This window comes from Bacillus sp. (in: firmicutes) (genome assembly GCA_012842745.1).
Lineage (GTDB): Bacteria > Bacillota > Bacilli > Bacillales > Bacillaceae_J > Schinkia.
Genome location: DUSF01000058.1, coordinates 15,980 through 40,564, shown reverse-complemented (window position 1 = coordinate 40,564; position 24,585 = coordinate 15,980). Strand labels below are relative to the sequence as shown.

Below are 24,585 nucleotides of genomic sequence, written 5' to 3'. Positions count from 1 at the left end.
CATGTATTAGGCACGCCGCCAGCGTTCGTCCTGAGCGAGGATCAAACTCTCCAAAAAGGGTTTGATTGCTCAATAGTTTTACTGACTTGGTTGTTGAACTCTAACGTTCAACTTTATTGCACGCTTGACATTTTGTTTAGTTTTCAAAGAACATTTTATGGTGGGCCTGAATGGACTTGAACCATCGACCTCACGCTTATCAGGCGTGCGCTCTAACCAGCTGAGCTACAGGCCCGAATTGCACACATTAATTTGGAGCGGGTGATGGGAATCGAACCCACGACATCAGCTTGGAAGGCTGAAGTTTTACCATTAAACTACACCCGCATATTTTATTTTGAATGGTCGGGAAGACAGGATTCGAACCTGCGACCCCTTGGTCCCAAACCAAGTGCTCTACCAAGCTGAGCTACTTCCCGATAATTGGTAATAATAAATGATATAACAATTAATGGCGCGCCTGACAGGAGTCGAACCCATAACCTTCTGATCCGTAGTCAGATGCTCTATCCAATTGAGCTACAGGCGCACTTCCAAAGGCGACTTTATTAATATACCATATTAATATTATTCTATCAAGTGGTAACTTTTGGTGCGGCCGAGAGGACTTGAACCTCCACGGGGTTGCCCCCACTAGGCCCTCAACCTAGCGCGTCTGCCATTCCGCCACGACCGCGGTCTTACCATAGAGAAAACAAAAGACACTGTAGTAACAGCGACTTGTATATTAAACTATATATTATATTGCTTACAACTAGTGCGGGTGAAGGGAGTCGAACCCCCACGCCAAAGGCGCTAGATCCTAAGTCTAGTGCGTCTGCCAATTCCGCCACACCCGCGGAATGGTGAGCCATGCAGGATTCGAACCTGCGACCCTCTGATTAAAAGTCAGATGCTCTACCGACTGAGCTAATGGCTCTTGTAATCCTTTGTTGCTAGTATAAATGGCTGGGCTAACTGGATTCGAACCAGTGAATGACGGAGTCAAAGTCCGTTGCCTTACCGCTTGGCTATAGCCCATTAATAATAAATCTTCATCATCAGTTCTTCAAAATGGCGGTCCCGACCGGGATCGAACCGGCGATCTCCTGCGTGACAGGCAGGCATGTTAACCGCTACACCACGGGACCATTACAATGGTGGAGGATGACGGGATCGAACCGCCGACCCCCTGCTTGTAAGGCAGGTGCTCTCCCAGCTGAGCTAATCCTCCATATTATTAACTATAGAAACTAAAATATTCGTTTTATATAGTGGTGACCCGTACGGGATTCGAACCCGTGTTACCGCCGTGAAAGGGCGGTGTCTTAACCGCTTGACCAACGGGCCATACATACATGGCGGAGAAGGAGGGATTTGAACCCTCGCGCCGGTTACCCGACCTACACCCTTAGCAGGGGCGCCTCTTCAGCCTCTTGAGTACTTCTCCAACTGGCTCCACAGGCAGGATTCGAACCTGCGACCGATCGGTTAACAGCCGATAGCTCTACCACTGAGCTACTGTGGAATAATAATGACGACTTTTAATATAATACAATAATATTACCTGTTTGTCAAGATAAGGACAAAAAATACTTTGATGTAATCTTTCAATTTAAAGCCTATCTTGTCAACGGCTTATATAATATAACATATCCTATTTTTTGTCGTCAACTATTTTTTGTAGATTTTCTTTTAGTATCAGCTTTCCCCGGCAGCTACCGCAAACATAACGCGTAGTATCCATTCTTCGTTTACGATTATACGTTTGTTTACAAGCCCCACACTCATAAATATACTTAATTAATTGCTTTTTTCTTTTCACTGTAGAAAGCGGCTTACAATATCGCGGCCCATCCACCTTTTTTAATAAACGCTTAAAATCTTCGTCTTTATGCTGATATCCTTTACCTTCAATATGCAAATGATAATGACATAATTCATGCTTTAGTATTGCTTTCACAGCTTCAATTCCTTGTTCAAAATAATATTTGGGATTTATCTCAATATCATGTGATTTTAAAAGATATCTTCCCCCGGTTGTTCGCAATCTGTTATTAAAACGTACTATATGTAAAAACCGTTTTCCGAAATACTCCAATGAAATTTGCTCACAAAGTATTTGTAATTGCTTTTGGTTCATATTGTATTACTCCAGTTAATTTTTTATTTATTTTACCATAAAAGTTTTATATTGCTTTTAAATGGTCTGCACATTATCCAACACTCTTGCATACACTAAATAATACATTAAAAGCCCTTAATATAAAGCAGGAGGTGTTTTTATGCCTTACTGGTTAATTAAACAATTAAAGCAAGCCTATCACGATAAAAATCGCTACCAAATTAAATTGCTGAACCAATGCTGGTTTTTTTATACTGATAAAAATTTATAAATTTTGGTGGATATCAGTATAAGAAAAGGCATCGAGGGCCTTTAGGTCATACCTTTGGGTACTTCCGCTATCTGGGCGGAAAGTCGTGCTTTTCTAATAGAAAAAAGCACTGCTCATAGAAAACAGTGCTTTTACTATCTTTTTATTGCTTATTGCGGCGGAAGCATTGTTAAAGCGACGCGGCCTTTCTTCTGATCGACATCCTCTACCCATACAGTGACAACATCACCAACGGACACGATGTCCATCGGATGCTTCACATATTGTTTACTTAATTTAGAAATGTGGACAAGCCCATCTTGTTTTACACCAATATCGATAAACGCTCCAAAATCAACAACATTACGGACGGTTCCTTCTAGCTCCATTCCTTTTTCAAGGTCTTCTAATTTGAGAATATCTTTCTTTAATAATGGCTTTGTGACTTCATCGCGCGGGTCACGTCCCGGACGTATTAATGCGTCAATAATATCCTTAAGTGTAGGTACACCAATATTAAGCTCGCCTGCAACTTCAGAAATTTTCAATTCGTTTAAGGCATCTTTAAGTTTTTCAGATCCTAAATCGGCAAGTGTACAGCCTACTATTCCAAGCAATTGTTGCGTCTCACTATAGCTTTCTGGGTGAATCGATGTACGATCTAAAGGTTGGTCACCATCAATGATTCTTAAAAAGCCAATACATTGCTCATACGTTTTTGCCCCTAACCTTGGGATGGCTTTCAACTGAGCGCGATTAGTGAATTTTCCTTCGGTGTCGCGCTGCTTCACAATGTTTGTAGCGACAGCTTTACTCAGGCCTGATACATACTGCAATAATGACGGTGAAGCTGTATTCACATTGACGCCAACTTGGTTTACTACTGTTTCAACAACAAATGTTAACGACTCACTTAGCTTTTTCTGAGAAACATCATGCTGATATTGACCAACACCAATTGATTTTGGATCAATTTTTACTAGTTCAGCAAGTGGATCTTGTAATCTTCGAGCAATCGAAACCGCACTTCTTTCTTCAACTTGCAAGTCCGGAAACTCCTCACGCGCTAAATCTGATGCCGAATACACACTTGCCCCTGCTTCATTTACAATTAAATAGTAAATGTCACGCTCGATTCCCTTTAGTAAATCAGCAATAAATTGTTCTGTTTCACGTGATGCCGTACCATTCCCTATCGCTACAATTTCAATTGGGAATTTATTCAGTACTTCTAAAACCCTCCGTTTTGCTTCTTCCAGCTTTGCTTTTGGGGGATGTGGGTAAACAACGTCAATCATTAACATTTTTCCCGTTTCATCGACCACGGCTAATTTACAACCTGTTCTATAGGCGGGGTCTACCCCTAAAACCATTTTCCCTTTTAATGGCGGCTGCAGGAGAAGATTTCTTAAATTTTCTGCAAAAATATGAATCGCCTGGTCCTCTGCTTTTTCCGTGAGACTGTTGCGAATCTCTCTTTCAATCGATGGTTGAATCAAGCGCTTATAAGCATCTTCCATCGCAATTTCAAGTTGCTCAACGGCAATTGTATCTTTTCCTTGCAACACCTCTTTGTTTAAATACATAAGTATATTTTCAAACGGAGGCTCAATCGCGACTTTTAACACTTCTTCTTTTTCACCACGATTTAAAGCAAGTACACGGTGGGGCACAACCTTACTTATCGCTTCCTCATATTCGTAATACATTTCATATACTTTCTTTTCGTCCTTCTCTTCATCTTTGACAGTTGCTTTTAAACTACCTTTTTTAAAAGTTTCAGTGCGAATCCATTCACGAAACTGGGCAGTATCCGATATATATTCAGCGATGATATCACGCGCCCCTTGCAAAGCATCTTCAAGAGACAAAACCTCATGTTCCTCACTAATAAATTCTTTTGCTTTTTCAAGAACATTTCCCTCGGCAGGTAGCGCGTAAAGCCATTCCGCTAACGGCTCCAAACCTTTTTCTTTTGCTATCGTTGCTTTTGTTCGACGTTTTTTCTTATAGGGAAGGTATAAATCCTCTACCTGCTGAAGCTTATCCGCACCTTCAATACTTTTTCTTAATTCATCAGTTAATTTACCTTGCTCGTCGATTAAGCGAATAACCTCTTCTTTCCTCTTTTCGAGATTTTGAGCATAATCCCATTTTTCCGTAACGGCTCGAATCTGCACCTCGTCCAGCCCATTTGTTCTTTCCTTCCGATATCTCGCTATAAATGGAACGGTATTGCCTTCTTCGATTAAAGAAATAACATTATGTACTTGTTTAGGCTGTACATTCAATTCCTTCGCAATTTTCTTTATGATTACTTCATTATTATTCATTTGTTCGCCCCTATCTTTCAAAATTAAAAAGGTTGCCACCGTCTGAAAGGAGCAACCTTATATAAAACTATATTTTCTTTAAAAATCAATAAGGCCTAAACTGATTTGTAAAGCATCGTCCACTTTACTCATCATACTTTCATCAAGGGCAGTTATTTTATCCGTTAGCCTTTGCTTATCAATTGTTCGAATTTGTTCTAATAAAATAACAGAGTCACGTTCAAAACCATATTTTTTTGCATCAATTTCCACATGTGTTGGCAGCTTCGCTTTCTGAATTTGGGCCGTAATGGCTGCAACAATCACAGTAGGACTGAATCTGTTCCCAATATCATTTTGGATAACAAGTACAGGGCGAACGCCACCTTGTTCAGAGCCGACAACAGGAGAAAGGTCAGCAAAATAAACGTCGCCACGCTTAACATTCAATAGATTACACCCCGCTCACTAAGCGCCCTAAGGTGTGATCCGCTTCCTCCTCAGCTAGAAAGGCTTCAGACGCAATATTCAAATTGATTTTCGCCATTTCCATATAACCACGTCTCATCGCTTCACGGATTTGTCGCTTTCTACGCTCTCTGAGGTACATTTTTGTCGCTTGGTAAATAAATTCATTCCGATTACTTTCTTCTTGTTTTAGAAAACCATCCACTTCATTAATCAGTGCTTGCGGTAATCGAACTAAAATTTCTTGTGTACTTTCAGACACAAACATACACCTCCACCATCAACTACACACCATTTATTAGAAAGACACCGCTTCCGCCCATATAGCGGAAGGCGATGTTCTTTCTTATACTGATATCCACCAAAAGCTATATACGCATATCAGTATAAAAAAATCAACTTTTCACCAAGTTAATAATATCATTGTATAATGCCGATTGCAAAACAAATTTGAATTACATTCTTATTACATGTACATATAAAAGATATAGATTCCATCCATTGTCGCAAGCATTTCCCCTTATTCTTTTTAACTATTACATTTAATATAAGTCCGAGGAACTCTCGAAGAAATAATGCAAGGAATTTCGTAATTGATTGTATCTACTAATTCTGCGATTTCATCAATGGATATCACTTCGTTTTGCTGTTTCCCAATTAACGTAACCTCTGTCCCAACGGGTACTTTGTCTGGCAAGCTAATCATAAGTTGATCCATACAAATTCGCCCAATAATCGGACATCGTTCGCCGTTAACAAGCACAAAGGCAGATTTTAACTTACGTATCCATCCATCAGCATATCCAATTGGAACTGTTCCTATCCATTCATTTTCAATTATTTCGTAGGTTCCACCATAGCTAACTCTTTCACCAGGACTGAGCTCTTTTACATGAACAAGCTTGCTTCGTAATGAAAATGCTTCTTTTAACGGGAAAGGCAGTTCTTTTTTTATAGCCGTAGAAGGGGATAGGCCGTACATTGATATACCTAATCTTACTGCATTAAAAACTTTTTCAGGAAATCTGAGTCCTGTTGCACTATTAGCACAATGGATTGTATTGACTTGCACTTTTCTTTCTTTTAACCAATCAAGGCTCTTTAGAAAACGACTATACTGCATTTGAAAATAAGTTACATCAAGCTCGTCCGCCGTTGCAAAATGCGTGAAAACGCCAGTCATTTTAAATTGCGGATGCTCTGAAATGAAATTGATGATTTCATCTGCTTCGCGCTTTTCTCTAACGCCGATTCTGCCCATTCCAGTGTCAACCTTTAAGTGAAATTGTACTGTATCACCCTTCTGTAAAAACTTAACCGCCCTTTCTAGCCACTCAAGTTGAAAGACTGTAAGTGTAATATTATATTGCGCGGCAAGCAGTACATCTTCAGGCCTAATCCATCCTAAAATTAGTATAGGCGCTTCGATTCCTTGTCTGCGAAGCTCGAGCGCTTCATCTAATAAAGCAACAGCTAAATAAGAAGCCCCTGCTTTTAATGCGGTACGCGCAACTTCCAAGGCCCCATGACCATATCCATTAGCTTTCACAACCGCGATAATATCTACTCCATCTGGGAGATGCTTTTTCGTATTTTGAACATTTTCATATATACAGTTTAAATCTACTTCAACCCAAGTATCTCTATAAAACAGCGTTTCCACCTGTTTTGCCCCCAATAGAATGATGTTTTCTTCGATTGTAAATCATTCAGATGATTTGTCAAGGAGACCGAAAAGCGTTAGACATCTATATACATTTTACTCGCAATAGCCTGCCTAGCGCTTTTGTTTTGGGTCACCATTTCAGTTATTTGATTGCTTGACCTTGGACGGAACGGGCAATTTCATACATTTCTTCTTTTGATAAATTTTCAGAAGCTAAGTAAAAATCGACACTATCATATGACCAAGAAATTGCATTTTCTGTTACTATTCCTACTGTAAAACCTAAATCAACTGGCTCCCCATCTACAAAAATCGGCGCACTTGCCGGTAAAACGGAGGCTACTTCTTCAAATAAAGTAAATGATTTTTCCCCTGCATATGTTAAAACAATGCGTTCGCCATTTTCTGTTGCCACTTTCTTTTCTTCAATTAATTCCATTCCTGGTGTACTTTCAGGATATAAAACGGTTAGCTTTGCATTAGCTGGTTGGGCCATTGTCGGTGTATCCATCTGGGCACCTGTTTTATTTTTCTCTAAGTCAAATGCATCCGCATCAAATTTCGCATTAAATTCAAACCCAGTGAAATCAACTTGTACTAGCGGCTGTCTATCTTGGTCCATCACCTTCACCATTACAGGCGATAAATCTTTTTTATTGATTGCAATTTCTTGAGTTGGAAGAGTTTTGTTATTTTGATAATTTGTTTTTGTTTCAAAAATATAAGCTGTTTCCGTTTGCGTAAATTTAGCTTCATCATCATTCAAAATATCGCTTACTAAAGATTCATATAAATATGCTTGGCTTGTATTTTCTGGCCAATCACTTTGGAATCGGAAGCTTTTATTTAAGGCAGGTGTGATTACAAACACCCCGTCATTATTGCGAAGAATCATTTGACTTTGCTCTTTATTATCGCTCTTTAAATGAACACGATAAAAATCCGGTTTATTATGCCAAATATCAATACTATATTCTTGCGGCTGATTCCCCGTTTGCAATGTCAGCGTTGCATTTGCTTTATAACCCGTAATCTCCTCCATTTTTTTATCTAAAGCTTTTTTAACGTCCTCCTGACTCTTTTCGCCGCAGGCTGATAATCCTATGATGAGTAATAGTCCTAAAATAAATAGTAGAAAGCTTTTCTTCTTCATTCCTTCAACCCCTTTGCCTCTTTTCGGACAAAGAAGGGAACTTTTTAGAAAAATGTACGAAATACCGATGGCAACGCTGCAATTACATCAGTGGCAAGTACATCCCACATCGTATGGGTTTGCTGTACTAACATATCAGCCGCTTTACCATGAACATAAACAGCATTGCTAATAGCTTCTTGTAAATTGGCGTGATTCATGACAAAGGCTAAAATAATCCCTGTTAGAACATCACCTGTACCACCCTTGGCAAGTGCTGCATTTCCACTCGTGTTCACATATTGCGAACCAGTTGGGGTTGTTACGATTGAAAAAGGCCCTTTTAGTACAATATAAACTCCATATGCAAGAGCGAACCGCCGTGATAACTCAAAGCGATTTTTTTCAATTTCAGCTAGTGAATAGCTGGTCAGCCGCGCAAATTCCCCTGTATGTGGAGTAATAATGGTTGGATATGGCCTTTTTTTCAACCTTTCTTTGAGGTCAGCAAGATAAAATAACCCATCCGCATCGACTATAAGCGGTGCCTTCACGTTGTCAAGTAAAGTTGAAAGGATCTTTTCACCGCCATTTTCTCGACCTACACCAGGTCCGAACGCAACAGCGTCAAACCGTGAGACATCCGTTCCTAACTCACCACTGAAATGACCATTTTCCTCTTTCCACGGTGAAAACATCGCCTCAACAATTTGACTTGCAACAATAGAATGAATGGCATCTGGTATAGCCAATGTAGTCAGACCCCCACCAGCTCTGAGTGCAGCCCTCGTTGTCATAACTGGTGCCCCTGTCATTTGATAAGATCCGCCAATTACTAACCCTTTCCCATGTGTACCCTTGTGTGATGATGGTGTTCGCTTTGGTATTGTTTTACTTACTTCTTTTTCAGTCCAGCATTTGCGCTCATAGTTCATGACAGCTTGCGATGCTAGCGGTGGAATTCCAATTGAAACAACTTCAAGCTTGCCATAAAACGAGCGGGCTGGATAAGTAAAAGCACTAAGCTTAGGATGCTCTAGAGTAATCGTGATATCCGCCATAAACGCTAGATTGAAAGGATGGATTCCGTCTGCCGGTATGCCGCTAGGTATATCAACAGAGATTTTAAGATTCGTTAACTCGTTGCATGCAGTGATTATTTCTTGGTATGGTGTTTTTATTTCACCCTTTATGCCAATACCTAGCATCGCATCAATGATTACATCGTAATGTTGTAGATTGCTGAAATCATGTAATAGCATGACCTCATATCCTGACCTCTTGAAGGCTTCAAAATGAAACAAAGCATCGCCTTTTACTTTTTCCTTTTCAACTACTAGGAAAGCATCAGCATGAAACCCTAAGCTTTTTAAAATCCTTGCAATAACAAAACCATCTCCACCATTGTTACCGGCACCAATTAAAACAGCTATTTTTTGACCTTTATCCACATAGTCTAAAGCTTTTTGCACAAAAGCGCGGCCGGCATTTTCCATCAAGAGCACACCAGGAAGACCAATTTCGCCAATTGTATAACGGTCAATTTCGTACATTTCATTTGCAGTCACAACATGCAATTATGTTCCCTCCTACCGCATTAAAAATATATGAGACAAAGTTTTGCAATATGCAGACTAGCTATGCATTTAATTCTATATTTGCTCAATGACCACCTGGGCAATTGCATATTCTTTTGAATGGGATATTGATAGATGAACGATTTCTTTTTCTTTTGTTTTTATGACAGGCTTTCCTAATTCGTCTGGCAAAATCTCAATATCAAGAAAGCTTAAGCTTTTTCCAATGCCTGTTCCTTTCGCTTTTGCATAGGCCTCTTTGGCCGCAAACCGACCAGCTAAAAATTCTATTTGCCTTCCTTTTGATAAAGTTTCAAAAATCTTCTCTTCCTTTTCCGTTAAAACTCGCTTCGAAAATTTCGCTTGTCTTTCAACAATTGTCCGCACTCTATTTATTTCGACAATATCAATACCGATGCCTTTTATCATAAAAAAGTATCCCTTTCTTCTATTTAAAGTTAAGAAGCAATATAATAAAAATATGTATAATTCAAGTATAACAAAGGAGAGCCGCTATGTTTATCCGCAATGAAGATTTTCGATCATTTACTCGTCTATATCCAGTCATAACTTTCATTTTAATTATTCATATATTTCTGTGGTTTGTTATTTCTTTTTTGCCTATTGGGCCGCAGCTTATTTCCGTAGGAATTGGTTCCAATTCCGGCGTGTATCATGGTGAATATTGGAGGCTAATCACTCCTATTTTTCTCCACAGTGGTTTTGGCCATATGCTGTTTAATTCGTTTTCATTAATACTTTTCGGGCCAGCACTTGAAAGAATGGTAGGCAAGTCCACATTCATTATTACATATTTAGCAAGCGGTATACTTGCAAATATCGGAACTTATTTCGTAGCACCAATCAATTATTATCATCTCGGCTCATCAAGTGCTATTTTTGGCCTTTTTGGTATTTATTTATATATGGTTCTCTATCGAAAAGATTTAATCGACAAGATGAACTCGCAAATTGTTATTTCAATATTAGTTATCGGTCTCGTTATGACATTCTTCAGATCCGACGTAAATATTTATGCCCATATTTTTGGATTGTTAGGCGGAATCGCACTCGCACCAATAGTATTAAAAAAGGCATCCCGATATTATTAAAAAATGCTAACCATTTCTGGTTAGCATTTTGCATGTTTATTTATAGGCCTTTTTACGAGCACCGCTTGAGCTTGCACTGCGTGGTCTGCTATTTCGTTGGAAGCCACCTTTTCCTCTACTACTTTCACGGCGTCTGTTATCACGGGCAAAATTGTCACGTGAACGGTTATCACGTGGTTTTCGTTCCTTTGCAATAACTGGCGCTTCTGCTGTTAACTGTACTGGAGTTGTATCCGGTTCTTTTGTTAACAATTTAATTGCCGCCGCAACCACTGTCACTGAGTCGTGCTCATCAAGCAATTCCTCAGCCATATGTTTATAAAATGAAAAATTCTCATTTTGAATCGTATATAGAATTTTTTCAGCAGTAATTTGCTTTTGCCCTTCTAATGCATCATCCATAGAAGGAATCGGCTTTCGTACCATACTTCTTTTTGTTGTTCGCTCAATATTTTTCAATTGACCAATTTCTCTAGGTGTCACAAACGTGTAGGCTAAACCTGTTTTCCCAGCACGGCCTGTACGACCAATCCGGTGCACATAGCTTTCCGGGTCTTGCGGAATATCAAAGTTATATACATGAGTTACACCAGAAATATCCAACCCACGCGCAGCCACATCCGTTGCCACAAGAACTTCAATTGTTCCAGCTTTAAACTTTTTCAGAACGGAGCTCCTTTTCGCTTGCGTTAAATCCCCATGGATTCCTTCCGCTGCATAACCCCTCGAATTTAGCGCCTCACTTAATTCATCAACGCGTCGTTTTGTACGTCCAAATACAATCGCTAGCTCAGGTGATTCCATATCCAAAAGACGTGTTAATACATCAAACTTCTTTTTCTCCTGGATTTCGATATAATATTGTTCAATATTCGGAACTGTCATCTCTTTCGCTTTTACCTTAATCAACACAGGCTCACGCATAAAGTTTTCCGCAATTTTGCGAATTGGATCTGGCATTGTCGCTGAAAATAACAACGTTTGACGTTCCTCTGGAACTTCCTTAAGGATGGACTCAATGTCCTCAATAAAGCCCATGTTCAACATTTCATCCGCTTCATCCAAAACGACGATTTGAATATTTTGCAAGCGAATCGTTTTGCGATTCATATGATCCATTAACCTGCCAGGTGTTCCAACAATAATTTGTGGTCTATTTTTCAAGGCACGGATTTGACGGTTAATATCCTGTCCACCATAAATAGGAAGTGCCCTAACCCCTTTAAATTGTCCAATCCGATTTAACTCTTCAGCAACCTGAATTGCTAATTCACGGGTTGGAGCAACGACAATCCCCTGAATAAATCCATTCTTCACATCAATTTTTTCAATCATTGGAATACCGAAGGCTGCTGTTTTTCCGGTACCTGTCTGTGCTTGTCCAATTACATCTTTTCCTTGCAATGATACAGGAATGGTTTCGGCTTGAATTGGTGTAGCCTCTTCAAAGCCCATTGACTGTATCGATTTCATAATTTTTTCACTAATTCCTAATTCATGAAACATTGTCATGTATTCAAAACTCCCTAACTTCTACTTTTTCGCATATTTGCTAATATTATCACAATTTTACGTAGTACGCAAATAAAAAATTAAATAAAGAAACAGTGGTAATGTGAGGTTATTAGAGGTGGAACTAGTGAACCGGAGCATATATAAATAGGAGCGGTATTGTTATTGCTTTTAAAGCTTAGGCTAAGAAGCTAAGCTTTCTTAGTTTAACAAAAACCGCTCCACCGCTGTAAATAATTGCTCTTTATCCGGGTCATGGCAAACTAGGTGCTTTGACTTCGGTAAAAAAATAAGCTCCCTTTCGTTTGAGGGGATTGTTTTATATAAATAGCTCGCACTTTTTTTCGGTACGATACTATCTAATTCACCTTGGACAATTAAAGTTGGTACTTCAATTTGTGAGAAAGTTGGTTTTAATTCCTTCACAAGCTTTTGGAATTGAAATGTTGACGTTATTGGTGTTCCTATAACCTTTGTACGGAATTTCTGATACAAGGGATTGTCGCTTAAATTCCCGCGCACACCATCTGCAGCCATTTCTTTGATATCCTTTAATATTTGCTTCGGATCTAAGTAATACGCCGCAGCACTTAGTAAAACTAGCTTTTGAACGGGATATTTTGTAGCCAAATAGCCTGAAATTACGCCGCCCATTGAAAAACCAACTAGAAAGACAGTGCTACATTTTTCAAGCATTCCTTTTAAAGACTGTTCCGCTTCGTAAATCCACTCTTGGTATGCAACACCTTTTAGGAGCCCTAATTCTCCCCCGTGCCCAGGCAATGTCGGCATCTCTACTAACCAATTTGTGTTTTTTTTGAGAAAGTTCGCAAGAGGCTCCACTTCAAATGGACTGCCTGTAAATCCATGAATACATAAACAACCAATCATGTTCCTCCCGACCCTCATCCTCTAATATCAATTATTTTTCCAAGTGTTGGGTGTGGTGCTTCAACACCTGATGTCTTCAGCATTTCCGTTAATGCCTCAGCGTTTACTCCAGCAGTGTCCATTGCTTTTTCTAAAATTGCAACACTGACTTGTTGACCTAAATTAACTTGACCTATTGCGGAAGATAATGCAGCAATATCCATGAAAATGCCCCCCTTGTAGATTTATATTATAACCATATCATGCAATTCATGTTTTTTCTATGAAAAATTAATATCCACTTGAGATATAGAAAGAGGACAACACTTCCGAATTAGAAGCGCCGTCCTTTTCTTTTTAAACAAACGTTTATTTTAAATCCTCAATAGAATTAATATCCATATAGCTAGGTACAACTAATCCGATTTTTGTGCCTTCAAGGTTTGTACCAAGATCTTCAAATTTGCCTTCAAATTTAGCATAATGGTCAGCGTGTGTTACTGGCAACCAAGCAGCCACAGATGCATCAGCACTGCCATCAGCAATACCAGCCCAAACCGCACCAGCTTCAAGTTGAACCATTTTCACATTGTATCCCACATCCTCCAAAACCTTCGCCAAAACATTTGTGCTTGCAATTTCACTTGCCCAAGCAACATACGCTAATTTAATTTTGTCGCCATTAACTTTATTAACGCCTTTTGTCCATTCAGCAACTTTATCTGCATTCTCTTCAATCCATTTAAGGGCAGCCTCTTCTTCCTTCATACCTTCTTCAATCATGACCATCACCGCACTCATATCATCTGATGTCCAGTGGAATTGATCTAAAACTTTAAAGGCATCTGGATGTTCAGCTTGTAAACCAGTGCGAGTAATCGTATGAATATTTTCATCTTCCCCATAGATACCTTTTGGATCTTCTAAATATTTTAAATCAAATTTCGAAAACTTCCAATGTGGTGTCCAGCCTGTTATGATAATTGGTTCTTGTTTATCATATGCTTTTTTTAATGCAGCTGTCATCGCTGCCCCAGATCCTTCTACTAGTTTCCAATCTTCTAAACCATAATCCTCAATCACTTTAGCAGTTGCTTTCATGAGTCCAGCACCAGGGTCAATTCCAATAATCTTATAATCTACACTTTTACCAATAGCTGTTTCAGTCGTCTGACTATCCTTTGACCCACAGGCTACTAAACCAATTGTTAGAACTAAAACTAGTAAAAATCCTAACCATTTTTTCATTACATAGTTCCCCCTTGTTTATTTTTTCCTAGATTTTGTGAAATCCGGTCTAAAATAATAGCAATAATAACTATCGCTAGGCCAGCTTCAAAACCGATTCCTGTCTTGATTTGCGTGACGGCGCGATATACATCAGCACCAAGTCCTGGCGCTCCAACCATTGAAGCAATGACGACCATTGATAACGCCAGCATAATACTTTGATTAATACCCGCCATAATCGTTGGCATTGCAAGCGGCAACTGCACCTTCACTAAGCGCTGCTTCGTTGTCGAGCCAAACGCCTCTGTTGCTTCAATAATGTCTTCAGGTACTTGCTTAATTCCTAATATTGTTAAACGGATGGTTGGCGGTGTTGCAAAGATAACCGACGCAACTACACCGGGAACAACACCAATATTAAAAAAGAAAATAGCTGGAATTAAATAGACAAAGGCAGGCATTGTTTGCATGAAGTCTAATGTAGGTGTAACAATATTTCTAACAGTTGTATTCTGCGATGCCCATATGCCAATTGGTATGCCTATTACAATTGATAAAACGACCGACATTAGAACTAAGGCTACCGTATTAAGCATAGGTTCCCAATATCCTAAGTTTTCTATTAAAAACAATCCGATAAATGTAAAAAACATAATCCCTTTATTACAAATCTTCCAAGTTAATAAACTCATTAAAATAACCAATATAATTGGAGGGATTAACGCTAAGCCATCTACCATGCCCTCAACAAGCATTTCCAAAATCTCTGAGATTACATCAAATGAAGGCCCAAATGTAGTAGTTAGCCAATCGACAAGGGAGTCTATCCAGTCTGCAAGCGGTAGTTTAGGTAAAAGCTGTTCTGTTTTAAACAACGCCATTTACAATCCCCCCTTCTTGGTCGGGTGTGGCTGCAACTACTTCTTGCGTAATCGTTGCGTTATCATTTATATAATGTTCATTTCCAGATAAAGCTCCAAGAACAGCGCCGCGGATTACAATACCCCTTAAACAGTTGTCTTCATCTACAACAGCTACAGGTATAACAGCCTTTGAAACGACCTCGAAAAGATCTACTAAAAGGGTTTCTTTCGTTACAGTTTGGATATTCGTTTCTACTATAATGGAGAGTTTTTTCCCTTGATCTACAGCCTTTCTTGCCTCAGCCGCTGCTACGGCTCCTAGCAATCTTTGCTTTTTATCAACAACGTATATACTAGATATTCCGAGGTCTTTCATCATTTGCAGGGCAACGAGCGGGCCTTTATCAACTTGGACAGAATGGGCACGTTTCATCACATGTCCAGCCGTTAGTACTTTACTTAAATCAACATCTTCTACGAATCTTTCAACGTATTCATTCGAAGGATTCATTAAAATTTCCTCAGGTGTACCAATTTGGACAATGACGCCATCCTTCATTAAAGCAATTCGGTCTCCTATTCGTAGAGCTTCATCTAAATCATGTGTGATAAAAATAATTGTTTTTTCCATTTTACCTTGTAGCTCTAATAATTCATCCTGCATATCCTTCCTTATTAAGGGATCTAATGCACTAAAGGCCTCGTCCATTAAGAGAATATCAGGATCATTTGCCAACGCTCGGGCTAGTCCAACACGCTGCTGCATTCCACCACTTAATTGGCTTGGATATTGATTTTCATAACCTTCCAAATCTACTAGCTGTAAAGCTTCTGAAGCCTTTTGTTTTCTTAATTTTTTGTCTACACCCTGAACTTCAAGTCCATACTCTGTATTTTCTAAAACTGTTCGATGTGGCAAAAGGGCAAACTTTTGAAAAACCATACTGATCTTTTTTCGGCGAATTTCCCGTAAATCTGCTTTATTCATTTTGACAACATCATTGCCATCTAGTTCAATTTTTCCAAGAGTAGGCTCAATTAAACGATTTAGCATTCTAACAAGAGTTGATTTCCCACTCCCTGAAAGGCCCATAATTACAAAAATTTCTCCCGCATACACTTCAAAGCTTGCCTGATTTACACCAACGGTACAGCCTGTCCGCTTTAGTATATCAGCTTTTGAATAGCCTTCATTTATGAATTGAAGTGCTTTTTTGGGACTTTTCCCAAATATCTTCGTTACATTTTGAACCTTAAGCTTTATCGTTTGTGCATGCTCCATATAACCACCTCTCTTTACTTTGACTATTTAATTGTAAGCCTTTTCAATTAACCCATCAAAGTCCATAACCCTCAATATTCCTTCGTAAACTTTGTACAGTAAAATCTGTATGTACTATACATATGTAATTCTTAGAAATACTCCAAATTACTTCTAAATACTACCGTCTTACCCTCTTTACTTTCGAATTTTTCGTGGTAGTCTATACTCAAAGATATTGAAGTAATGGGAAGAATGGTGGGAAGGAAAGTAATGGAGGTAGATTCAAAACAACAGTTAGACCTAGCTAAGGAAAGAGTGATTGATACAATTGCACATAATATGAATTTATACGGGATTACCGATTCTGTTGGGAGGTTATTCGGATTATTATTTTTTAGCCAAAATCCAATGACGTTAGATGAAATGAAAGATGAGCTTGGTATGAGCAAAACGAGCATGAGCACATCTGTAAGGAACTTAATGGATTTAAAAATGGTTGATAAAGTTTGGAAAAAGGGCGTTCGAAAAGACCTTTATCAGGCTGAAGAAGACTGGTACCAAACATTTATTGACTTATTTACAGTGAAATGGCGACCGGCAATATTGATGAATGTTTCGTCAATTGAAAAGTCACTGAAGGATCTTAACAACCTTGTCATGCGGGATGATGTAGATAGTGAAATACGCGAGGAAGCAAAGCAAATGATTGAAAAATTGCATGCTTGTTCAGATTATTACCGTTGGTTGAACCGCCTTGTTGATAGCTTTGAATCACATGAAATATTCAAATTTATTCCCAAAAGTGAAGAACGATAGTATAAATCAAAAAGCACTTTCAAAAAATGCGAAAGTGCTTCTTGTGTGGAATTTCCTATCACCGCAATGCCGCTCGCTACTGCCGAACTTCCTCAAAGCGTTGTAGCCAATCTTCGTAATGCTTTTTCTGCGTCTCAATTCCATATTTATTCGTAATCATTTCCCATTCCTCGGCTGTTTTGTCGAGAGCTTCCGCAGGGGTGAGTTTGCCGATAAGGGCTAACCCCATATTATGGTCTAAACTTTGCATATAATCCCAGCTGCCTGGAATAATTAAATCTATGTTCGTATTTTTGAAGCTATCATAGCTTGTTGCAAGAAAATGTTTATTTTCCTTTTCTGAAGAAAACGGACCTTTTCCTTCAGCAACAAAATGACTTTCCCGATAAGGTTCAGTGCCTGTTTCGTATGAATTAATGGCACGCTTGCTTACCTCTTTAGAAGTTAGGTATTCAATAATCTCCCAAACCTTATCCGGATTTTTTGAATTCTTAGAAATCGCTAACACTCTACCAAGGAAGCTTCCGCCACGGGGTGCATTTGGCAAACCGCTAGGTAACAGTGCCCAATCCACTTTTCCAGCAACTTTTGATTTCCAGGCATTTTCGTCATAAGAAAAGCGGGCCGTATCACTCCATTGAACAATCATCGCTACTTTTCCTTGAAGGAAAACATTATTTAAATCTGTCCAATCCAGCATCGCATCAGGTATTACATTGCTATTTGCCAATTCTACTAAGTCGCTTAAAGCGCGAATGCCAATATCTGAATTAACTAGCGGTTTCATATTAGAATCGAAGTAGGCGCCACCCAGCGATAAAAAACGCTCCGCAAACCAAATATAACGCATGCCTTCCCCATTCAGAATGGCTGTCCCATGTAAATCGATTTTCCCATCCCTTTCGAAATCACGGGTTAAAAACTTCGCAATTTGGTCATGCTCCTCCCAAGTTTTTGGTGCTTGAAGCTCGATGCCAAACTGCTTTTTATACTCATTATTATACTTCTCAAAAATATCCTTCCGATAAAATAATAAATGTGTATCTCCATCATAAACCATTCCATAATCATGACCATCATATTTCATAAACATATTTCGGAAAACTGGAAGCATATCACTGACATGTTCTTCACTAATATATGAATCTAAAGGGAGCAGCATATCTCTTTCAACATACAATGGAATCTTAACTGGGAAAAGAATATAAATATCATATTTTTCTTCGGTGGCAAATAGAAATTGTTCTAAGTTTTCTGTAATCCTTTCAGGATAATTATAGGAAAGCCGGACTCCAAACCTTTTCGCAATTTCCTCCTCTTCCATTTTAAATAAGGCCATCGTATTAGGGCCATCACCGATTACTTTTATTTCAGGTAAACTCTCATGATTGCTACCATTCTTTTCATTTGCACGTTTTGCCGTATTTTCCGCGCTGCAGCTAACTAAAGATAATAATAAGCTCGTAATTATAAACCATGCATACTTCCTCATAGTTTCACCTTCTTCGCCAACTTTAACCAAATTATACTATTTTTCTTATAGGGAATGTTTAAATTTTTGAAATATTTTTTGCTCATCACTTTGGTAAATATATTGTGAAGATAGTTCCATGTTCTGTGCTTTCTTTTAATACTAAATCTCCGTTAAGTGCTTTTGCAATTAATTTACTAAAGGTTAACCCTAGCCCTAAGCCGTGAACTTTATGCCTTTTATTATTCCCCCGATAAAATCGCTCGAAAATCAACGGTTGTTCCTCTATTGGAATACCATTTCCATTGTCTTTTATATCAATCGAAATAGAAGTTTCCATTTCATAAGCCTTTACTTCAATCTTACAATTTGCTCTACAGGCCTGCTTCGCATTGTTTAGAAGATTTATGACAATTTGCTGTAACCGTAATGGATCAGTTGATACGAAAAGCTCATGACTTGGCAAAATCATGTTAATCTTTGGCACCTCTTCCTGCAAAAGCTCCCACTGATGCAAAATCTCGTGCAAACAGTCTCCTAAATTTATCATTTCCTTCGTTATTCTAACCTTACCAGCAGCAAACGAATTAAAATCTAGTAAATCTTCGACCATTTTTTGCAGCCTGACAACCTCTTTTTGACTAATATTTAAAAAATCTTTCGCATCATCCCCAGTCACAACCTCATCTTTAACAGCTTGGATTAAACCACTGATGGCTGTAACAGGCGTTTTTAACTCGTGAGTAACTCCTGCCAACAGCTCCGTTCGTAAAGCTTCTAGTTGTTCCAGCCTTGAAGCCATTTTTTTAAATGAATCCGAAAGCTCATATATTTCTTTTTCTTTAATCATATCATCAATTGATACACGATAGTCGCCTTCGACAATTTGCTGTGCCGCTTCCGCAATAGTACTGATCGGTCTTAACAGTTTTTTCGATAAAAAATAGATGACCGCCCAGCCGAGCACGGCTAAACTAATTAACATTGTCATTAATAACTTCATTTCATCAGGGCTCTGCCGAATTTCTTTTTCTTGCAGCAAAATAAAGACCCAACCAATATGAAGACCATCTTGAATAATCTCTTTGCGAACCAAATAGAAGTTCTCGCCATGGGGAATGGAAACCTTTTGAATATTCTTGTTCTTCGAATGAGCAATTAATTCATCAAAGTCCAGCATGTTATACATCCGATCTTTCATCCCAAAGACAATATTCCCATACTCATCAGTTACATAAATGAGCGGTCTCCCCTCTAATCTTAAAAATCGAAACCGCTCATCAACAACTCTCGGCAAAAATAGCCCTGGACTAATTAGTCCACTAGTATCTGTAATCCGCCCGGCAATTTCATCTGCCGTCATTTCTAAAATAGCTAACCGTTTTTCTGTTATCGAATATCTAATCCAATATGTAGACACTAAGCCAACAATTAATAAACCAATGCATAATGTCAAAAAATATCGTGTTGTCCAAAACAATAGAAGAGATGGCCGCTCGTTATTTTTCCTTAACACTGAATTGATACCCCAATCCTCTTAAAGTTTTGATTTCACCCTCTGTTTCCGGCCAATTAAAAAGCAGCTTTCTTATCCTTTTAATCGCCAAATCAACCGCTCGGTCACTACCATCAAAATCAATGCCCCACACATGCTCAATTAACTGCTCCCTTGTAAACGTTTGGTTCGGATGCTTAGCTAAAAACAAAAATAAAGATAAATCACGAGGCGGAAAAGCTAATTCGATACCATTCAAAAAAACAGTATGGGCTTGAAAGTCTACTTTCAAACTGCCGTAATAAATAATATGATCATTATCAATAATTTGAGTAGAGCGGCGCAACACTGCATGCACTCTAGCAACGACCTCTTCCCCAACAAAGGGTTTTGATAAATAGTCATCAGCACCTTGATTAAAACCTGTCAACTTATTATCAAGATCTCCAAGCGCCGTCAGCATAATGACCGGGCACGAACCTTTTTCGCGAATATAATGTAATACGCTCCACCCATCCATATCTGGGAGCATAATATCTAGTAAAACTAATTGCGGTTTGACAAGTTCAAATTTTCCAACCGCCTCTTTTCCATTAAAAGCTTGTAACACTTTAAAACCATTCTTTTCAAGATAGGCCTTTAAGACAATTGAAATAGCCAATTCGTCTTCAACAACTAAAATTGTCTTCATTTTTCTTCCTCTCCATCTTGCAAAAAAAGGCTAACCTAAAAACAGGCTAACCTTTACTACCGCACTATTATTTTGAATTAAATAATTCCTCAACAATTGCAACTACACTATCATCTTGTTTGAAATAAATATCATCGATATAATTCGGGTAAAATTCAAATGCCTTTTTCCGTCCTTCATAAAAAGTAATCATATAGGTCCAGCCTGCACGTCTTTCCTGATTAATATCTGGTGTAAAAGTGACCGCTTCGATATTTTTTATGAAATCTTGAACTTGCTCCTTATCTTCAAATGTTTTCTCTTCCCCAGTTTCACCGCTTTTAATTGCAATCTTGTCTACTTTGGAAAAGTCCTGCTTCGCCAACTCTGCAAGTTTATAAGGCTTTAGCTCAATTTCCCTTGGTGCTTCCTGAGAAGAACATGCTCCTAAAACAAGTATAAAAAGAAATGCAGGTAATAACAACACACCTTTCATAAAGTTAATAAAACTAAAGCTAAATTTTTTATCCAATTCCATCTCATCCCCTATTTAAAGTTCATTTTTTCTATTAATTTACTACTGTATTATTTCGTAATGCAAAAAAATAGTCAATTAAAAAAAGGTGTCAAATCGACACCTTTTTTTCTAAATTTGAAATTCAGAAGAATCAGAAGACGCTTGTTGTTGTGTTTGTATTTGGGACTGCACTTGGCTAATTAAAGTTTGCGCTTGAGCAATTTCATTTGATGCTTGCTTTAAAGCCTCTGCACATAGAACAGTATTGGCTGCCGATTGTTCAATCGCCTGTGTAATGGAATCTTTCGCAAGAGAGGATGCCGCCTCTGCTTGTTTTAACTTATTCGTATCAACTTGTGCCATTTTATTTCCTCCTTATACATGTTTAAGTGAATCGGTACACATATAGAATGCTTCATAAAAAAGGTTTTATCCTTTACATTAAATGGGAGTAAACTAATGAAGTGATGTATATATTTGACGAATTATCAAAAACTAACATGTAAAATAATTATTTTGGAGGCTTTTATGGAAAAACATAATGTTAGACTTTCAAGTGCAGAAATAGGCGGCTTATGGAGCACGTATATTCAAGAAACAATGTCTGTTTGCCTTTTAAAATATTTTCTACATCACTTAAAAGATGAAGAAATTAGGCCATTACTCGAAAAAGCCATTCATAATTCAGATACACATATACAACAAATCGATAAAATCTTTTCTATAGAAGGGATTCCAATCCCGAAAGGATTTTCAGATGAAGACGTTAACTTGTCGGCCCCACCGCTTTTTTATGATCCTTTTTCTTTAAGCTTTATTTACTCGATGGCTCGGATGGGCATGGTCAATTTTGCTTTCATTACTTCCAATATAGCTCGGTCAGACACACTTGATTTTTTTACAAATGCGACGAAGCAATCAATTGAACTATATAAAGAATCAACAACACTCATGCTGTCAAAAGGAATCTATGACAGACCGCCGATGATTTCCTATCCGAAAAAGGTCGAATACATCCAAAAACAATCTTATGTAACCGAAGTACTAGGACAGAAAAGGCCATTAAACGCGGTGGAACTTACGGAATTATTTTTTAATATTGAACGAAATTATTTTGCCATTATACTCTGCCTAGCCTTACTTCAAGTAGTCAAAGATAAGGAAATTGAGAATTATATAAAAGATGGCAAAGATATTTGTGAGAAACAAATTAAAGTATTTAATGAGCTTTTAATGAAGGAAGATTTATTAGGAATCGTTCCGGTTAGCATGGAAGTAACAGATTCAACAATTTCACCTTTTTCTGACAAGCTAATCATAGCACTATTTGATTTATTAAACGCTATCGATGTTACCTTTATCGGACACGCTTTGTCCGCATCGTTAAGGGTAGACTTAGCTGCTCACTACAGTAAATTAATCACTGAAATTTTACTGTATGCTGAAAAAGGCTTTAGCATTATGGTGAAGCGTGGGTGGCTAGAAGAACCGCCACATGCCTTAAACCGCAAAGAATTACAGAAGAACTCATAAAAAAACAAAGGGATTCCCTTTGTTTTTTTTTAGTGAATTGATTTCTTTTTAAACCTGCCACCACGCACTTCAGCAATATCTGCAACCGCTAAAAAGGCTGAAGGATCAACTTCTTCAACAATTGCCTTTAATTTTGCCTCTTCAAGACGTGAGATGACGCTAAAAATAACCTTTTTTTCATCACCTGTGTAGGCCCCTTCACCCTTCAAATATGTAACACCACGACCTAAACGAGCTAATAAAGCCTGGCCAATCTCATCTTCCTTTTCACTAATAATCCACACTGATTTCGATTGGTCCAAACCTTCAATGACAATATCAATCGTTTTAAAAGCAATAAAATAAGCTAGTATCGAGTACATCGCCCTGTCCCATCCAAAAACAAAACCGCCGCAGCTGAAAATGAAAAGATTAAAAAACATGACAATTTCGCCAACTGAAAATGGAAACTTTTTATTAATAATGATAGCAAGGATTTCCGTGCCATCTAGAGAGCCACCGTAGCGAATAACTAAGCCCACTCCAGCTCCCAAGACAATTCCACCAAAGACGGTCGCAAGCAACATATCATCCGTAAAAGCTGGTACAGAATGAAAAAAGGCGGTTGATATTGACATAATCGCAATACCAAATAATGTAGAAACAGCGAAGGTCTTCCCTATTTGTTTATATCCAATAAAGAAGAAAGGAATGTTTAATAAGAATAGAAACAACCCTAGTTTAACGCCTGTTAAATGTGACAAAACAATGGAAATACCTGTAATTCCACCATCCATAATTTTGTTTGGGACAAGAAAGATTTCGAGTCCAAGAGCCATCAACACCGCGCCTATCAACAAAAATATAGCCCGTTTCGCTATTTTTGCTTTTGTTAACTTCTGGTGTTTCATATGGTTTTTAATTTGTTCCGTAATGAGCTTCCCAGTCGCTGTATTTTGATTTTGTAATCTTTCGTTTTCCATCGACCCACTCCTTTACCTAGATAATTCAATTATAACATTAGTGGTTAGCAAAGAAATAATAATGATATCGGAAAAAATAAAAAAAGGGCGAGATCTTCTTTACAATAAGAAGATCTCGCCCTTTTGTATTTTTTTATTCTATATCTTCCTCTTCAAAAACATTATTCCATATTCCTTGGTTTCTTCCACTTCTCTTAGCTCTGTATAATGCTTGTTCAACCGCTTTTACAAAGTTGAAAGGATCTTCCCAAACAAAAGGAATTTTCGTTCCTACCCCAAAGCTTATTGTAACAACATCGGATGTAGTTGATTGGTCATGTGGTATTTGCAGTGCTTCGATTGTTTCCCGAATCGTTTCAGCAACCTGTAATGCACCATTCATATTTGTTTCAGGGAGGACAATAATAAATCTTCCTTCCCCATATCGGGATAGGAAATCTTCAGGTCTGTTCAACATTGACTTTACTTTTTCAGCAACTTTTTTTAAGAGTTTATCTCCCGCTTGAACGCCATAATGTTCATTGTAAAGTCCTAAATGATCCAAATCAAAAAAAACTAATGAAATAGGCTCTTGCTTCCGTACAGCGCTTCTCCATTTGCGATCAAAAACATCTTTAAAATAATTAAAATTGGGAAGCTTCGTTAAAGAGTCAATAAATATGAACTGTTCCAACTCTTCATTATTTATCTCATTTTTGTGAGCAGTTTTTTCATTCGTTTCCACAATGATTCCCCCCTCTATTAAACTACTATCTATATAT

25 protein-coding genes and 13 tRNA genes are annotated in these 24,585 nt (G+C 38.2%); 4 read left to right on the top strand and 34 right to left on the bottom strand.

Annotated features, from left to right (window positions below):
• Positions 1-158: 158 nt before the first annotated feature.
• The 14 genes from GX497_17610 to GX497_17545 all read right to left on the bottom strand — a co-directional run bounded on the left by GX497_17610 (position 159) and on the right by GX497_17545 (position 2,122).
• A tRNA-Ile gene (locus tag GX497_17610) sits at positions 159-235 on the bottom strand.
• Positions 236-253: 18 nt separating this feature from the next.
• Positions 254-327 (bottom strand) — tRNA-Gly (locus GX497_17605).
• A gap of 15 nt (positions 328-342) precedes the next feature.
• Positions 343-419, bottom strand: a tRNA-Pro gene (locus tag GX497_17600).
• 33 nt (positions 420-452) lie between these two features.
• A tRNA-Arg gene (locus GX497_17595) sits at positions 453-529 on the bottom strand.
• Positions 530-590: 61 nt separating this feature from the next.
• Positions 591-676: transfer RNA gene (locus GX497_17590), tRNA-Leu, on the bottom strand.
• An 82-nt stretch (positions 677-758) separates the two neighbouring features.
• Positions 759-839: transfer RNA gene (locus GX497_17585), tRNA-Leu, on the bottom strand.
• Between the two features lie 4 nt (positions 840-843).
• Positions 844-919, bottom strand: a tRNA-Lys gene (locus tag GX497_17580).
• Positions 920-945: 26 nt separating this feature from the next.
• Positions 946-1,020, bottom strand: a tRNA-Gln gene (locus GX497_17575).
• Between the two features lie 34 nt (positions 1,021-1,054).
• Positions 1,055-1,130, bottom strand: a tRNA-Asp gene (locus GX497_17570).
• A 7-nt stretch (positions 1,131-1,137) separates the two neighbouring features.
• Positions 1,138-1,213, bottom strand: a tRNA-Val gene (locus tag GX497_17565).
• A 41-nt stretch (positions 1,214-1,254) separates the two neighbouring features.
• Positions 1,255-1,329 (bottom strand) — tRNA-Glu (locus GX497_17560).
• Positions 1,330-1,338: 9 nt separating this feature from the next.
• A tRNA-Ser gene (locus GX497_17555) sits at positions 1,339-1,429 on the bottom strand.
• 3 nt (positions 1,430-1,432) lie between these two features.
• Positions 1,433-1,507 (bottom strand) — tRNA-Asn (locus GX497_17550).
• A gap of 129 nt (positions 1,508-1,636) precedes the next feature.
• Positions 1,637-2,122 carry a SprT family protein gene (locus GX497_17545; protein ID HHY74996.1) on the bottom strand — a complete coding sequence of 162 codons (486 nt, stop codon included), beginning with the start codon at positions 2,120-2,122 and terminating at the stop codon, positions 1,637-1,639.
• A 142-nt stretch (positions 2,123-2,264) separates the two neighbouring features.
• Here GX497_17545 and cmpA point away from each other — a divergent pair, with 142 nt between their 5' ends.
• A complete protein-coding gene (cmpA, locus tag GX497_17540) occupies positions 2,265-2,375 on the top strand; it encodes a cortex morphogenetic protein CmpA (GenBank protein ID HHY74995.1) in 111 nt (36 codons plus the stop codon).
• Positions 2,376-2,524: 149 nt separating this feature from the next.
• Here the strand turns inward: cmpA and GX497_17535 are convergent, their stop codons facing one another.
• The 7 genes from GX497_17535 to GX497_17505 form a co-directional block, all read right to left on the bottom strand.
• The gene (locus tag GX497_17535) at positions 2,525-4,687 is read right to left on the bottom strand and encodes an RNA-binding transcriptional accessory protein (protein ID HHY74994.1); all 2,163 of its coding nucleotides are present in this window, start codon (positions 4,685-4,687) and stop codon (positions 2,525-2,527) included.
• A gap of 78 nt (positions 4,688-4,765) precedes the next feature.
• Positions 4,766-5,116 (bottom strand): type II toxin-antitoxin system endoribonuclease NdoA, encoded by a 351-nt coding sequence (gene ndoA / locus GX497_17530; GenBank protein HHY74993.1) that lies wholly within the window; start codon positions 5,114-5,116, stop codon positions 4,766-4,768.
• A 4-nt stretch (positions 5,117-5,120) separates the two neighbouring features.
• Positions 5,121-5,402, bottom strand: coding sequence for an antitoxin endoai (locus tag GX497_17525; protein ID HHY74992.1), 282 nt, complete (start codon positions 5,400-5,402; stop codon positions 5,121-5,123).
• A gap of 261 nt (positions 5,403-5,663) precedes the next feature.
• On the bottom strand, positions 5,664-6,788 hold the full coding sequence (locus GX497_17520; GenBank protein ID HHY74991.1) for an alanine racemase: 1,125 nt from the start codon (positions 6,786-6,788) through the stop codon (positions 5,664-5,666).
• Positions 6,789-6,942: 154 nt separating this feature from the next.
• Entirely contained in the window at positions 6,943-7,953 is a 1,011-nt protein-coding gene (locus tag GX497_17515) for an outer membrane lipoprotein carrier protein LolA (GenBank protein ID HHY74990.1), read from the bottom strand.
• A gap of 44 nt (positions 7,954-7,997) precedes the next feature.
• The gene (locus GX497_17510) at positions 7,998-9,509 is read right to left on the bottom strand and encodes an NAD(P)H-hydrate dehydratase (GenBank protein ID HHY74989.1); all 1,512 of its coding nucleotides are present in this window, start codon (positions 9,507-9,509) and stop codon (positions 7,998-8,000) included.
• Positions 9,510-9,584: 75 nt separating this feature from the next.
• On the bottom strand, positions 9,585-9,938 hold the full coding sequence (locus tag GX497_17505) for a holo-ACP synthase (GenBank protein ID HHY74988.1): 354 nt from the start codon (positions 9,936-9,938) through the stop codon (positions 9,585-9,587).
• Between the two features lie 86 nt (positions 9,939-10,024).
• On the opposite strand from GX497_17505, the gene GX497_17500 reads away from it, so the two are divergent.
• On the top strand, positions 10,025-10,621 hold the full coding sequence (locus GX497_17500) for a rhomboid family intramembrane serine protease (GenBank protein HHY74987.1): 597 nt from the start codon (positions 10,025-10,027) through the stop codon (positions 10,619-10,621).
• Positions 10,622-10,657: 36 nt separating this feature from the next.
• Here GX497_17500 and GX497_17495 read toward each other — a convergent pair whose 3' ends face one another.
• The 6 genes from GX497_17495 to GX497_17470 form a co-directional block, all read right to left on the bottom strand.
• Positions 10,658-12,133 (bottom strand): DEAD/DEAH box helicase, encoded by a 1,476-nt coding sequence (locus GX497_17495; GenBank protein ID HHY74986.1) that lies wholly within the window; start codon positions 12,131-12,133, stop codon positions 10,658-10,660.
• Between the two features lie 201 nt (positions 12,134-12,334).
• Entirely contained in the window at positions 12,335-13,024 is a 690-nt protein-coding gene (locus tag GX497_17490) for an alpha/beta fold hydrolase (protein HHY74985.1), read from the bottom strand.
• Positions 13,025-13,038: 14 nt separating this feature from the next.
• Positions 13,039-13,227, bottom strand: a complete 189-nt coding sequence (locus GX497_17485; protein ID HHY74984.1) for a putative motility protein — start codon at positions 13,225-13,227, stop codon at positions 13,039-13,041.
• A 145-nt stretch (positions 13,228-13,372) separates the two neighbouring features.
• The gene (locus tag GX497_17480; GenBank protein ID HHY74983.1) at positions 13,373-14,251 is read right to left on the bottom strand and encodes a glycine/betaine ABC transporter; all 879 of its coding nucleotides are present in this window, start codon (positions 14,249-14,251) and stop codon (positions 13,373-13,375) included.
• On the bottom strand, positions 14,251-15,114 hold the full coding sequence (locus tag GX497_17475) for a proline/glycine betaine ABC transporter permease (protein ID HHY74982.1): 864 nt from the start codon (positions 15,112-15,114) through the stop codon (positions 14,251-14,253). The genes GX497_17480 and GX497_17475 overlap by 1 nt, the downstream gene beginning before the upstream one ends.
• On the bottom strand, positions 15,101-16,378 hold the full coding sequence (locus tag GX497_17470; protein ID HHY74981.1) for a glycine betaine/L-proline ABC transporter ATP-binding protein: 1,278 nt from the start codon (positions 16,376-16,378) through the stop codon (positions 15,101-15,103). Before GX497_17470 ends, GX497_17475 begins: the two co-directional genes overlap by 14 nt.
• Before the next feature lie 252 nt (positions 16,379-16,630).
• Here GX497_17470 and GX497_17465 point away from each other — a divergent pair, with 252 nt between their 5' ends.
• Complete coding sequence (locus tag GX497_17465; protein ID HHY74980.1) at positions 16,631-17,176, top strand: GbsR/MarR family transcriptional regulator; 546 nt, start codon at positions 16,631-16,633, stop codon at positions 17,174-17,176.
• 76 nt (positions 17,177-17,252) lie between these two features.
• Here GX497_17465 and GX497_17460 read toward each other — a convergent pair whose 3' ends face one another.
• From GX497_17460 to GX497_17440, 5 genes are all read right to left on the bottom strand, one after another.
• Complete coding sequence (locus GX497_17460; GenBank protein HHY74979.1) at positions 17,253-18,668, bottom strand: sugar ABC transporter substrate-binding protein; 1,416 nt, start codon at positions 18,666-18,668, stop codon at positions 17,253-17,255.
• Between the two features lie 85 nt (positions 18,669-18,753).
• On the bottom strand, positions 18,754-20,163 hold the full coding sequence (locus GX497_17455) for a HAMP domain-containing histidine kinase (GenBank protein ID HHY74978.1): 1,410 nt from the start codon (positions 20,161-20,163) through the stop codon (positions 18,754-18,756).
• On the bottom strand, positions 20,147-20,833 hold the full coding sequence (locus tag GX497_17450) for a response regulator transcription factor (GenBank protein ID HHY74977.1): 687 nt from the start codon (positions 20,831-20,833) through the stop codon (positions 20,147-20,149). The genes GX497_17455 and GX497_17450 overlap by 17 nt, the downstream gene beginning before the upstream one ends.
• Before the next feature lie 67 nt (positions 20,834-20,900).
• On the bottom strand, positions 20,901-21,344 hold the full coding sequence (locus GX497_17445) for a hypothetical protein (GenBank protein ID HHY74976.1): 444 nt from the start codon (positions 21,342-21,344) through the stop codon (positions 20,901-20,903).
• A 114-nt stretch (positions 21,345-21,458) separates the two neighbouring features.
• Complete coding sequence (locus GX497_17440; GenBank protein ID HHY74975.1) at positions 21,459-21,692, bottom strand: hypothetical protein; 234 nt, start codon at positions 21,690-21,692, stop codon at positions 21,459-21,461.
• Positions 21,693-21,845: 153 nt separating this feature from the next.
• On the opposite strand from GX497_17440, the gene GX497_17435 reads away from it, so the two are divergent.
• Positions 21,846-22,862: a DUF3231 family protein gene (locus tag GX497_17435; protein ID HHY74974.1), complete on the top strand. Its 1,017-nt coding sequence runs from the start codon at positions 21,846-21,848 to the stop codon at positions 22,860-22,862.
• A 29-nt stretch (positions 22,863-22,891) separates the two neighbouring features.
• Here GX497_17435 and GX497_17430 read toward each other — a convergent pair whose 3' ends face one another.
• Together GX497_17430 and GX497_17425 are read right to left on the bottom strand one after the other, a co-directional pair.
• Positions 22,892-23,824, bottom strand: coding sequence for a YitT family protein (locus tag GX497_17430; protein ID HHY74973.1), 933 nt, complete (start codon positions 23,822-23,824; stop codon positions 22,892-22,894).
• 133 nt (positions 23,825-23,957) lie between these two features.
• A complete protein-coding gene (locus tag GX497_17425; protein HHY74972.1) occupies positions 23,958-24,548 on the bottom strand; it encodes a GGDEF domain-containing protein in 591 nt (196 codons plus the stop codon).
• Positions 24,549-24,585: the final 37 nt, after the last annotated feature.